Below are 13,346 nucleotides of genomic sequence, written 5' to 3'. Positions count from 1 at the left end.
GAAAGTCTCTCCAAACCACGTTAATTGCGTGCTCTTTTCATTTTAGCCTCCAACACATCCAGAGAAAAAGGCTTAGTGATATAGTCATCAGCCCCTACTTCGTAGGCACGAAGGACGTACTGCGGGAGTGTTTGTTCTGTTAGAAAATAAAACTTTACATTAGTAAGTTGAGGGATTTGTCGAATTTGTTGACAAAATAAAAAACCGTCAAGGTCATTCATTTTAGTCTCGCATAAAATAAATCCGGGTTTAAAGGAAATGGCTTTTTCAACTGCATTTTTTATATCTATACAAGTTTCAAATTCCCACTCCTCATCAGAAAAATGATTCATAATAAGGGAAGTGCTAATACGGTCATCATCGACAATTAAAGCTCTGGTTTTGTTGTTATCCGCAAAAAAATGCTCCTGCTTTTCATTTAATAATGGAAATACAGCTAAACCATATGCAGAGGTTCCTGTTTCTACCTTTTCTGTAAGCATATTTAGCATTTTTTGTTCACTTTCTAATGAACGTTCACTTTCCATTACCCCTGCTTTAACATGGTACTGAAGCGTTTCCCTTGCTATTCGATCATCTATTAATTTAATGAGCCTTCTCGCTACAAGCTTGCCGCTTTCAAGCTGCATTTTCGGCAAGAGAATAACCATTTTATTTGGCCCCCACATCCTTATATCATCGCACTTTCTTAATTTGTCCTGAAGGAATATGTATAATAAATTAATACTTTTATGAAACTTTTGAATCCTCTCCTCGTTCATTTCGGATACTGCTGATTCAAAACACATATATACTAGACAAAATTCCGACTGAAACCGAATAAAACGATCCCATTCTTTCTCTAGTAATAAACTCATTTCGTTTTTATGCTCAATAAAAAGGGAAGTCGTTCTCTTATTTTCTTTGCCCTCGTACTTTACCATATTGGCTACATAACTCAGCAACGCTACATCTGTAAAAGGTTTACATAATATATTGTCAACTTTATTAGATAAAACATCTAGATGATGTTGTTCATCGAGCCGATTCGTTAAGGCCAAAATAGGCAAATTTTCTAACTTTTGATGCATCCTTATTGACTTAACAAGTTCAAAACCCTTTTTATCTGGTAAAAGCATATTTATTGCTATCAAATCAGGATTGATATAGGCTATTGCATCGAGATCTGTTTGTTCTGTATATATAAAACGCCTAATTTCATTCCCAAGCAGTTCTTCATACGTTACTTGAGCAAATGGATAATCATCATCAACGATAATAAATGTAAGTTTCTTTTTACTGTTTTGAGGAAAATCATTATAATTAGGAAGGTTAGTTCCGGCCTTCTGTTTATTGAAAAGCTTCAACAAGGTAATAAGACATTTAATCAAGGTTTTTTCTCCACCCTTTTTTATAAAAACCTTTGATTCCTTATTGTTGAATTGTTTTAACATAAACATAGAAATATCACATAATTCTTTTTCATAAAAGGTTGTACTTATTTCTTGTAACTTTATTAGTTTGCAGTAAAAATCCTCGACGTGCTTCACATCTCGAAAGTACGCCCATTTAAGTTCCGCCATTGTTTGGCGTATAGCGAAAAATGTTCCTTTTACCTCATTCAAATAACTCTCTCGATCCTTGTTCCAAGAAAGACTATAGGTATGACCGCTGCTTTCTTCTTCCCATTTATAGAAAAACTTCAATAAGTTAAAGAGACATTTAATCAGTTTTTTTTCTCGACCTTTTTTTATCGAAATCTGCAATTCCTTTTTGTCAAACTGTTTTAACATAAACATAGAGATATCACATAATTCTTTTTCATGAAAAACAGCACTAATATTTCGTAACCTTATCAGTGTGTAGTAAAAATCTTCAATATACTTCTCACTTTGAAAGTAATCCCTTTTAAGCTTTACCATTGTTTGATATATAGTAAAAAATGCCCTTTTTAACTCATTAAAATAGATCCGTTTATCATGGTTAAGGTTCACCTCAGTCAATTTCTCCGCCATCCTCTGTAACTTTTTTCTTTAAGACATATTTACTATTATAGTAGATTAAAAGCAAGAAAATAAGAATTCTCTAATATTTTTTTTGAAATGCATACTTCCATCACAATAGTTTTCCTTTCTTCTTCTCTCCTTCTGTCAATAGGCTTTTCATACTGATAACAGTTTAAAATGGAATAACACCTATTCGCAAAAAACAGTACACAAAAAAATTAGTGCCATAATGAAAAGCTTAAAGAAGGATGTTTTAAATAGGTAAATTCTTTTATCATCAGCAAATCTTATCACATCCAGTGTGACATCCCTCCACACAGATTTAGGGCTATCATGATGGAATTTCGCCGCCATAAAGAAATGGGCAAAAACATCGGAGAATTTATCAGCTTCATGAAACAAGAATTTGGTGAAAGATTCCAACTGTTTGAGTATGACGATATTGTCCAAGTATGGTGCAGACCAAGAGAACAGCACCCTATTGGCAAACCATTCACATTCTTATATATTCAGCTTTCAATAGTGCTTTAAGATAATCATGAAATTTTTCATTCCCTGCATGAAAGAATCTAAATATCTTTCCACCCCAAGTCCATCTCCTCTATTTTCGATCCTGTTACAATGGACCGTGTCTCTCTATTTTCTTCGTTACCAACGCAGTCACCCACTCATCCGAGTGAACAATTTGATCAACATCATAGCCCTTTTCTTCATATTTAATCCAATTTCTAGATCATTTCCACAAGGAAGATATTTTTACCTACTCATTGCGGGTTTCGTCAATATATAGAAAAAGCCTTCACCTCTCGTTTCCAACAGGTAAAGACTTTTATGTAAATCATATTACGCTGTCATTTTCAACTCAAGTAAATCGAATTTTTCACCTAACATATCGGCTCCAATAAAAATACTATAACATAGTGGACTAGTATACAGGCAAAATAGGAGTTCGAAACTATATTATTAGTATATTAAAGTAAAGGAGAGAACAATTTTGGGAAACAACAAAGATGAAAGAAATAAAATGAAGAGTGAATCAAACGGACCTAAAGAAGAAATTTCCTTTAAACATGAAAAAGATGGCCTTCATATTCATATCAATATTTACAATAATAATAACCTTGCAAACGAGGGCGGTAATGCCGGGACAAAACAACACGCGTCTGAAGGTGGACAGAACCTTACAGGGAAAAATGGGGAAATCGCTGGTCAGGGCGGACAGATTGCCGAAGAAGGCGGTCAAAATGCGAATCAATTTGGACAGGTAGCTAACAAAGGCGGAGAGAATAAAATCAAAGATGCCGAAAATGAACCAGGTGCTAGTGAATAAACAGCTGGGGGTGATCCAACTTTTTAATTTGAATTGAATATATGGTTGGATGTTACACTCACATAAAAAAATCCTTCATCCCTCGTTTTTAAGGGATAAAGGATTTTTTGCTGGTCTGACTCTATCCGTAAAAAAGCGATTTCTTCCTCCTACTCCATTCATCATCAATTAAAATGCTTGATTGTTATATTTTTAAATACCGCTGTTCCGCCTTCGGAGAAGAGGGTGATGTCCTGATCCCTTACATCAGGAAAGATTAAATTTGAATGAACAATCTTTCCGTCACCCACAAAGACTTCAATACTGGATGTATCAACAAAAATCTTTAAGTGAACCTTCTGTTTGCTGGCATCGAAGAGAGCTTTGCTTTCCACATACCGCTTGCTTTTATCAGGGTGACCTGTAAACGCTCGATTGACATAGGAGTATTGCTGCTCGGCAAAAATACCGATGTCAACGTGGCTGCCTTTGTCGGCGGACTCTCGAAGCCTTATGCCTGCATTTGTAAGTTCCGACCAGGAAATCTCTGTTTCCAGTTGATACACATCACCTGATACTTTCAGAGTTTCAGAGCCCTTTACGTTCATCTGTTTAATATAATCGGTTGAATATGCCAGATCATCCATCGCTTCAATTGGCTTTGAAGCTAAATAATATTGATTGCCGTTCTCATGCTTAAGTTCAATTTGGCGGACAATCGAGTCCATCCCGTTAAAATCCTCTTCCATTGTCGGGGTATGGTGGGCATAATCCCATTTATTCATCCAGGCAAAGGCATATCGCCTTTTCAATTTATCGCTTGCTTTTCTATCTTCAAACGTTACCCCGCCATACCAGTCAAAGCCATAATCCAACCATTTTGGTTCGTCTTGATCAGGGGAGAATTCCTTTCCGTTAAAATCTCCAGTCCAATAGGCATAAGTGTTTGGCTTATCAATTGCTTCCCCGTTTGCACTGACCCCCAGCACCCATCTTAATGTTCCGTTATTTGCCTTCATCAAATAAAAATCCGGGCACTCCACAGTCCCAATATTTTCTGTAAAAAAACTGCTGGTGTAATGCCAATCTTTCAAATTATGAGACTCATAAAACCCTATTTTAGATCCTTCTGCCATGACCATTACCCATTTATGACGGCTGCTGTCCCAGATGATTTTCGGATCTCTAAAATCCTTTGGGCCGGGATTTGGCATAATCGGATCATCACTGTAAGATGTAAACGTTTTGCCGTTGTCTTTGCTGTACCATAGAAATTGCTCCTGCTTTCCGCCATTGGCTGATGGCTGGGTGACAATCGCCACAATGGCTCCTTTTCCGAATCCAGCTGTATTTTCGGAGTCGACAACGACAGACCCTGACCACGGATCTCCATTTCGGTTCGTATATTTTGGAATGGCAATCCCTTCATCCTTCCAGTGCACTAAATCTTCGGATGTGGCATGCCGCCATTCCGTCCCATTTCCGTTTGGATAGTCCCGATTGTAAAGATAATAATAATGGTACTTTCCCCCATAATAGATGGGCCTTTGAGGATCGTTTTTCCATTTGTCCGGCACCGTAAAATGATATTGTGCCCGGTACGAATGCTCTTTAGGTGCTGTTGTTGATTTCTGCGGCTGATTTATAGGCTGTTCTTTATTTGACTCGTAGCCTTGGTAGAAGATTAACCCAATTACACTCGCTAGGGACAAGCAAATCATCCATAACCACAACAGCTTATAACTTTTCTTTTTGTATCTTCTTATGTTCATCGATACTCACCACGCTTATCAGCATTTCTGTCGTATAGAAAAAAAGAAAATGCCTGCTGAAATAGGGGCATTTTCTTTTTTCATTTGATCTTTATTATTCGTTAATCGTTAATTGTCCTTGTTCAAGGATGCTATCTTCCACAACAGAAGTTTTCGAGCCTTTAATGTTCAGTAAAAAGCTTGGGGCAAAAGTAGAATGGTGATCTTCAAAGTAACCTCTATTGGTCATATAGCTTGTGATAACTACATTATTACCTTTCACCTGCGGGATCGCAAAGTGAGCATACGTCCAAGTAATATCATATGGATTTAAATCCTGATGCAGTACAAGCCCTGTTTTGTTTAATGGCTTGTATGGACCAGTTAAAGAATCAGATACATAACCTAACATGTAAATGTCTTCTTTATCAATTCCATCAACGAACATTTTAGACCCTCTTGAGCTTGTGAACAAATACCATTTGCCATCCTTTTTAAATACATTCGCCCGTTCAATTTCATCTGTTACTGTATTAGAAGCAATTAATGGTTTCATGACTTTTTTCAACGTATAATCATCATTTAATTCAATGATACCTAGTGCACCATTTGCTAATGAAGAACCATATTTGCTTGGGCTTTGAAGCAATTTAGCTCTTTCTGCTTCGAAGAACTTTTGGCTGCCGCCATAAAATGCTTTATTATTAAACTGTTCTTCACCTTGGTAACCCGTTTCCGTTCCTGTATTTGCTTCAAACACAAGGTATTTTTTGCCTTTGTCTTCTATATAATGAGGATCTCTTAATGTATGGTTATCATCAAAGTTTCTGTTACCAAATGCTTGGTCCATAGTTTGATAGTATTTACCGTCCCCATCAAAGATTGATTTGAAATCTTCTACTCCATCCACTTTAAGTGTATTAGCGTCTGGTTGAGATACATTGATTTGAGCTGTTGTTAATGTTTGTTTACCAAAATATCCTTTTGATTCATCCCAGATTGAGCGATTTGTATAGAATAAGCGAACTTTTCCATCAGAAGTTAAAGTTGCAGATCCAGACCATTCTTCAGCTTGATTATGAAGAAGAGGATCATTTGTATTATATTTATCGCTGTCTTTAAATACTCTTCCAGCACATTTCCAAGCGTCAATTGAATTATCGCCTATTTTTTTATAGAACAAGTAAACAAATGTGTCCGATCCTCGTTTAGGGTCTCCTGCTAAACCAAATACAATTTCGTAGCCATTATAGTTTGCCACTGTGCCATCAGCGTTTTGCAGCGGCCAAGTATCCCACACGTCTAATTCAATTTTGTTGCCATTCTCATCATACTTGATGGCTGAAGCAACGTTCTTGATTTTTGATGCATCGAATTGAGGTACTTTAAACTGTTCATTTGTTTGTTGCGCAGGTATTTTCAACGCATCAAAACGTGTAATGTGAGAAAAACCATAATTTTCTTTGTAATCCATGCTGTCTTTTTGCTGCGCCAATATTTGCGGCCCGCCCGCTCCTACTAATATAGCTGTACTGAATGTTACGGCTGCTGCTTGTTTAGCCAATCTTTTGAAATTCATCGTCTTCCTCCTATAATATGTATTAGTAGATAAGAAATGCGTTGTGATAACTAGTAACAGTATCACTGCATTCCCTTTATTAATTAGAATTATAGAGGAGTGCCAAGTTGGTGGGTATGTTATAGATTGATTGGAATCTAGTCTTATATTGATTTCGATCAGTTGGCATGGCTAAAGAACAGCCATGCCAACTGACCGAAACTTGAGGGTCTATTCAAGTTGTCTGGATGACTGATTTTAAAAGGGTCTCGATGGGATTAAGATGTGCTGAGTTATAAAGTGAAAGTTATAAAGGAAACTTCCATCAATAGGGGGTCTTACTGCCCGTTAATGCGGAATAAAACAAAAAGCCCCCAAAAGGAGGCAGAAAAAATGTATGAAATTAGTAGGAACCAAGTTGCAGAGTTATATTAGGATGCTCTTGGAACGGACAGATGTCAAAAGAGGCTATTCCATATTTGACTTAGCCTTGTCCCAAGACTTTTGAAACTCATGCAGTAATTGCTGACGGTTAAGCTGTTTTCCTACGTACAATTGCATGGCGAGTCCGAACTCTTCTCTAACGCCAACCGGGAAGTTGAACCAGTTGGAATCGAGCGTTTTTCCTGCTTTGTAGTAGGTGATCGTTTCAGTAGCGAGCGGTCCTAAATTGGCCGCTTTTATGTTTTTAAACGCAGGGATAAATTTGAACTCCTCTGTCATAAACCTTTTCCCCTGCTCGGAAGAAACCATCCAGTTTAAAAATTTTTTCGCTTCTTTCTTCTTCTCGGGTGTCGTTTGTTTGTTGACAACCCAATAGTTCGGTACGTTTACGACTAATGCATCATTCTTTTTTTCGTCACTAATCGGCAGGGGGAGAAATCCGATATTCATATTCGGCGATAGTTGGTCAATCATCGGCTGAACCCAGTTGCCTTGCTGAATCATCGCTGCCTTTCCCTCAGCAAATAAGTTGACTTCCATATTGTAATCCGTTGTGAGCGGATTATCGTTTCCATATTTTAATGTTACGTCCAGCAGCTTCATGGTGTCTTTGAATGTTTGATTGTGATGAATCTTTTTCGTCCCGTCATTTAGGCTTTTTATAAAAGCGTTCGGATCTTCTTGCTGCGCAAAAGCAATATTCAACAGATGGACACCGAGTTTCCATTCCTCATAATATCCGGTGGCGAAAGGCGTTATACCCGCTTTTTGCAATTGTTCGGCTGCTGCAGTTAATTCAGTCAACGTTTTCGGGAGGGTTTCAATGCCTGCCTTCTTAAATAAATCCTTATTATAGATGAATCCATATCCTTCGAGGTTAAGCGGCATTCCGTAAATTTTATGATTAAATGTCATTGGTTTTAAAGCATCCTGATAGGCATGTTGAACCCATGGCTGGTCCGAAAGATCCTCCAAATAGTTCTTCCACAGTAAGGCATTCTCGTATCCAGTATTGGTAAAAATATCCGGGCTATCGCCGGCAGCAATCTGTGCCTTCAAGTCCGTTAAGTCATCAGCAGCACCGCCTACGGTGTGAATCCTAATATCAACATTTGGATGTTCCTTTTCATAAACGGCGGCCATTTGTTCAAACTGCGTCGAAATTTCCACTTTTGGATTCCGAATATCCAGCGTTATCTTTTGTTTCGGATTTTCTGTTTCTTTTGAGGCAGTCTCTTTCTTTACAGGCTCACAGGCCGAAAGAGATAAACTCAGGATGGCTGCCAAAACCATTCGTAATGGTAAAGTCCCTTTCATTCCCTCACCCCGTTTGTGTGATATATAAATTCTACTTAATAACTCGTCATCTCTTTATTCAATCGAGAGGTATTCACACTCGGTCATCCAGATACCTTCAATAGCCCAGCTTAGGTCTAGAAAATTCGGCATGGCCGTTCTTTGGTCATATTGAATTTTCTAAATCGATCTATATAGATTAGCAGATAGGGCGTATATGTCAGAAGCTTCCCGTTTTTTGCTTTTTTTCACTGTTTCGGTACTCAAAAGGTGTGAGTCCAACGACTTTTTTGAATAGCTTTGAAAAGTATTTTTCATCCTGGTATCCAAGCATGAAGGAAATGGAGAGTATACTTTCATCCGTTTCTCTTAGCCAATATTTTGCCCGATTAACTCTTAGTTTCGTAATGTATTTAGATAGAGTCATGCCCGTTTCTTGTTTAAACTTTCTCGAAATATGTTCACGACTCAGGAAAAAGCGGTTTGAGAGTTTTTCCAACGTCAATTCTTCCATATAATAGGTATCCACGTAGGCGACAATATTCCGCATGCGGCAAGCATTATCCAAGTCGTTCAAACGATGAATCGCTCTGAAGTTTTGGTTTTCCACTGCCTCTTGCAGAGCTTTATATGAAATAGGAAGCTCCTCCAATGACTTCAAGGACTCACCATTCACAAGGCGGACAGGAATATCAAACTGTTGGCTGATCCATTCTTCGACGGATAGCCAGATCCCTTTTACGGTCATCACGAGACAAAGACTATGATCGTTTTGAAGCGCAAATGCATTTCCCCATTCCTGATGATCCAGTTCTTCGGCCAATAGCTGAATATATGGGGCGGAATGGTGCATTTGATAAAAAGAAATGAGTGTAAGCTCATATTCATCAGCCGGCGGAAGACAGGAAGCCATTTCGGCCGGATCAAAAAACTCCCCTATACAGGCTTCTGTTACGATTTGATTGATACGAAGCCTTTTCATGTCCTCGTAAACACCTGTTTCTTTGTATCGGCGATCTTCCTCTTCATTTGCCCAGGACTTCACAGCTTCTGCCAAAGTGTTATTAAAAGGTTCATCCTCAATTGGTTTTAATAAATAGTCAAAGCTGTTGTACTTGATTGCTTTTCGCATAAAAGAATAATCGTCAAATCCTGTAATTAAAATGACTTTACCAGGATAAGAAATGCTGTCAAGCCACTCCATCATTTCGATCCCGCTCATGCCAGGCATTTTGATATCGGTAAAAATGATTTCCGGATTTTCTCTTTGGATCATTCTTTTTGCTTCCTCACCGTTACTCGCCTCGAATAAATCGGTAATACCATATTTCTCCCACTGGCCCAACTGGCGTATAACATAACGTACATTGTATTCATCATCTACAATGAGAGCCTTCATAATTTGATCCTCCTTACTGCTTATATAGATAAAAAAGGTACCTATTTGGGATAGCTAATCACCAGCAAGCTTTGAATCCAGCGGAATAACCAGCCGAACTAAAAAACCTTGTCCCTGTTTCGTATCGATTTCTAAACCGGCCTCCGGACCATAATTTAAGACCAACCGGTCATGAATATTTTTGAGACCGATATGCTCTTTTGAATAGGATCCTTCATATGGTTTCGTATAAATATTTTTTCGTAATGCTTGTAATTCCGCAGATGTCATGCTTGGTCCGTTATTTTCGACTATGAGGTGAAGCGTTTTTCCTCGTATTTCTCCATAGATGCTTAACTGGGCAGCATAGAAGCCTTCTTCATAGCAGTGTTTAAAGAAATTTTCGACGAGCGGCTGAAGGGTCATACTTGGAATCGTCATAGTAAGAATCGTCTCGTTCACATGTATCGTATAGTTCAAGTCGTTCCCAAAACGCTCCGTTTGCAGAGACAGGTATGTTTTTATATAATCGATTTCCTCTCGGACCAAGATCCATTGATCCGCCCGCATGGAGTATCGCATCATTTTAGATAAGGAGGTTACCAATTGGTACACCTTTGGAGAATTGAATCTTAGGGCAACGGCACCTATTGTTTGCAGGGCGTTGAATAAAAAATGTGGATTGACCTGAGACTTTAATGCCCTTAATTGATTGTTTCTGTTTTCAATTTCCAGTTTGTATTCACGTTCAATATGGAGATTGATCCGGTTCATCATTTCCTCCATATGTTTTTCCAGGTGTCCAATTTCATCTTGCCTATTGTCATGAAAAGGGACATCCATATTGCCGGCTGAGATGCTCTGCACTTTTCTGCTGAGAAGCTTAATTGGGCGGGTAATTTTGTAAGAAATAAGACCAATCATTAATAAGCCCAATAGTCCGACCCCTATCCCAACAAGTATGCTCGTATAGGCGGTCTGCCTGACATCGTGAAACAATACGTGTTCGGGTGTGATCTTCACTAGCTTCCATTGACTTAGAGGCCCTGACAATGTTTTGGACAGGATGATATTATCGCCCGTTTTAATGCCTGGTGAATGAATTGACTCCAATAAATCGGCAGGGACCGGCTTGCCGATAAGGGCACGATCACTTGCATACATAACCTGGTCCTCCGCATTAATCAGCCATACGGATTCTTCCGCCTTCTGAACAAGGCTGTTACAGAGGCGGGCATAAGCGTTTAAATCTATATCAAGAGTAATGATGCCAAGAAATTCGTTCGAAAGCACATCGATTACTTTATGGTGAATGGTTGTAACCACCGTGTCCTCTGACTGAGGAACAATCGCAGCGTCATTATAATTCTCAATCGGATGCGGCGGCTCAATCAGATATTTTGAATTAGAATGATAAAGCTTTTTTATCGAATCTTGCTTTAATAACCCCGGCTGAGGTTTACGGGCACTGACCATTGCATTATAAACCGTAAATGATTCTTTATTTTTATCAATATAAAAGCGGATCTGCCGGATTTCCCTGCGCATAAGATAAAACGTTTCGATGCTGTTCTCCACGGCAATGGGATTAAAATAAATAGAATCTTCAAACCCATCTTTAAAGATCCGGATCAAATCAGGATTGCGGTATGAAACAATTGGAAGGCTGACTACATCATGAAAATACTGCTCCAGCTCTGTTGACGCTTTCTCCATTTGATTGCGGCTGACTTCCAGCTCATGCTGTTCCACAAGCTTTTTTGTATGTCCATATATGAAGAAAACAGACAAAAAATACGGCACGATGATAAAAATAAGAAGCATAAGAAATAAGCGGCTTTGGATGCTTTTCATGTGACGATGCTCCTTTTGTTATGACATGCCATTTACTTAGAGCGATTTAGAAAATTCGACATGACCAAAGAACGGCCATGCACTCTTGTATTTAAATCTAATTCTATTTGATTATGTCGTCAACATCGCAGGATTGGATAAAAAAACAGACAGAGAAAGAGTCGCTTTCCTATTATTACACGGTTTGGCAACGATTACAGAAATGAAGGAAAACGCTCACATAAGAAAACAAAATGAAGCTTAGGTACTAGCAAATAAGGGATTGTTACAAAAAATGGGTATATACGATTAATTTTTATAACAATCAGATATTGATTTCTATTTATATCAGGATAGAAATCATTCATCAGCAGAAAATAGAGGAAATGGGATAAACGGGAGGGGACAAGGATGTCTTCAGAAATGAAGGAAAAATGCGGGGTGTTTGGAGTTTTCAATCACCCAAAAGCAGCCGATTTAACATATTATGGACTGCATGCTCTTCAGCATCGTGGTCAGGAGAGTGCAGGAATCGTGGTCAGCGATGGTAAAACATTTAGACATCACCGCGGAATGGGATTAGTTACCCAAGTATTTTCACGTGATATTCTCGATGGACTTAGCGGAAATATGGCAATTGGCCATGTTCGGTATTCCACTTCTGGTGAAAGTTTATTGCAAAACGCACAGCCCCTTGTTTTTCAATACAGCGGGGGAGACTTAGCTGTCGCCCATAACGGCAACCTCGTAAATGCAAGAATTGAACGAAATGTGTTACAGCAGCAGGGAAGCATATTCCAAACAACAACCGATACGGAAGTCATCGCTCACTTTATCGCCCGCTCCAGTAAAAATCGATTTGAAGAGGCAGCGCCTGATATTCTTACGCGCCTCGATGGTTCATTTGCCTTGCTTGTCATGACAGAAAAACAAATGCTGATTGCGCTGGACCGTCATGGTTTGCGTCCCCTCAGTCTTGGGAGAATCGGTGAAGCCGTCGTTGCTGCTTCAGAAACATGCGCCTTGAACGCAGTTGATGCAAAGTTTTGGCGGGATGTAGAACCGGGAGAATGGCTTCTTGTAGACGAAAACGGGATTCAAACGGGACGATTTGCTCCAAAGAGTGATCTGTCCCTTTGTTCTTTTGAATTTGTTTATTTCGCCCGGCCTGATAGTGTCATTCAAGGAAGAAGCGTCTTATCGATTCGAAAAGAATTAGGTCAAATTCTGGCCAAGGAACATCCGACGCAAGCAGATGTGGTGGTCGCCGTTCCTGAATCGAGCGTCCCGGCCGCTATTGGCTTCGCCCAACAATCAGGAATTCCTTATGAGATGGGGCTGATCAAAAATCCATATGCAGGCCGTTCATTCATTGAACCTACCCAGGAATTGCGCGAATTGGCCGTTCGCCTCAAATTGAGCGCCGTTCAAGAAATTCTCGAAGGAAAAAGGGTCGTGCTTGTCGATGATTCGATTGTAAGGGGAACAACCAGCAAGCGAATCGTCCAATTGATCCGGCAGGCAGGCGCCAAAGAAGTCCATGTACGCATTAGTTCACCGATGGTTCGAAATCCTTGTTTTTATGGAATTGATATGCCGACAAAAGAAGAGTTATTTGCCAATAGGCTCGAACATGAACGGGCAATGGGAGAGGCTATCGGAGCGGATACATTGGCCTTTTTAAGTACCGAAGGGCTGTTAGAGGCAGTAGATGTAAATCTTGCAGAAACGAGTAATCGGTGCATAGCCTGTTTCAGCGGGGCTTATCCGACGAAATTGTACCTGAAGTAAC

General features: G+C 39.2%; 9 protein-coding genes. 3 read left to right on the top strand and 6 right to left on the bottom strand.

What is annotated here, in order from left to right:
• Window positions 1-20: 20 nt before the first annotated feature.
• Entirely contained in the window at window positions 21-1,973 is a 1,953-nt protein-coding gene (locus tag BK575_RS08925; protein ID WP_235867470.1) for a response regulator, read from the bottom strand.
• Between the two features lie 345 nt (window positions 1,974-2,318).
• Between BK575_RS08925 and BK575_RS08920 the strand changes: the two genes are divergently transcribed.
• Together BK575_RS08920 and BK575_RS08915 are read left to right on the top strand one after the other, a co-directional pair.
• Window positions 2,319-2,516 carry a hypothetical protein gene (locus tag BK575_RS08920; RefSeq protein ID WP_139368001.1) on the top strand — a complete coding sequence of 66 codons (198 nt, stop codon included), beginning with the start codon at window positions 2,319-2,321 and terminating at the stop codon, window positions 2,514-2,516.
• A gap of 463 nt (window positions 2,517-2,979) precedes the next feature.
• Window positions 2,980-3,315: a hypothetical protein gene (locus BK575_RS08915; RefSeq protein WP_078410070.1), complete on the top strand. Its 336-nt coding sequence runs from the start codon at window positions 2,980-2,982 to the stop codon at window positions 3,313-3,315.
• A gap of 164 nt (window positions 3,316-3,479) precedes the next feature.
• Here the strand turns inward: BK575_RS08915 and BK575_RS08910 are convergent, their stop codons facing one another.
• The 5 genes from BK575_RS08910 to BK575_RS08890 form a co-directional block, all read right to left on the bottom strand.
• Window positions 3,480-5,066: a glycoside hydrolase family 32 protein gene (locus BK575_RS08910; RefSeq protein WP_078410069.1), complete on the bottom strand. Its 1,587-nt coding sequence runs from the start codon at window positions 5,064-5,066 to the stop codon at window positions 3,480-3,482.
• Window positions 5,067-5,160: 94 nt separating this feature from the next.
• A complete protein-coding gene (locus tag BK575_RS08905) occupies window positions 5,161-6,624 on the bottom strand; it encodes a glycoside hydrolase family 68 protein (RefSeq protein WP_078410068.1) in 1,464 nt (487 codons plus the stop codon).
• A 447-nt stretch (window positions 6,625-7,071) separates the two neighbouring features.
• Entirely contained in the window at window positions 7,072-8,364 is a 1,293-nt protein-coding gene (locus BK575_RS08900; RefSeq protein ID WP_078410067.1) for an ABC transporter substrate-binding protein, read from the bottom strand.
• 199 nt (window positions 8,365-8,563) lie between these two features.
• Window positions 8,564-9,742 carry a response regulator transcription factor gene (locus BK575_RS08895; RefSeq protein ID WP_078410066.1) on the bottom strand — a complete coding sequence of 393 codons (1,179 nt, stop codon included), beginning with the start codon at window positions 9,740-9,742 and terminating at the stop codon, window positions 8,564-8,566.
• A gap of 54 nt (window positions 9,743-9,796) precedes the next feature.
• On the bottom strand, window positions 9,797-11,575 hold the full coding sequence (locus tag BK575_RS08890) for a sensor histidine kinase (protein ID WP_078410065.1): 1,779 nt from the start codon (window positions 11,573-11,575) through the stop codon (window positions 9,797-9,799).
• A gap of 390 nt (window positions 11,576-11,965) precedes the next feature.
• Between BK575_RS08890 and purF the strand changes: the two genes are divergently transcribed.
• Window positions 11,966-13,345, top strand: a complete 1,380-nt coding sequence (gene purF, locus BK575_RS08885) for an amidophosphoribosyltransferase (RefSeq protein ID WP_078410064.1) — start codon at window positions 11,966-11,968, stop codon at window positions 13,343-13,345.
• Window position 13,346 lies beyond the last annotated feature (1 nt).

The sequence above is a fragment of the Priestia abyssalis genome (assembly GCF_002019595.1).
Taxonomy (GTDB): domain Bacteria; phylum Bacillota; class Bacilli; order Bacillales; family Bacillaceae_H; genus Bacillus_BA; species Bacillus_BA abyssalis.
The sequence above is the reverse complement of the archived record's forward strand: the minus strand, read 5'-3'. Positions and strand labels throughout refer to the sequence as shown.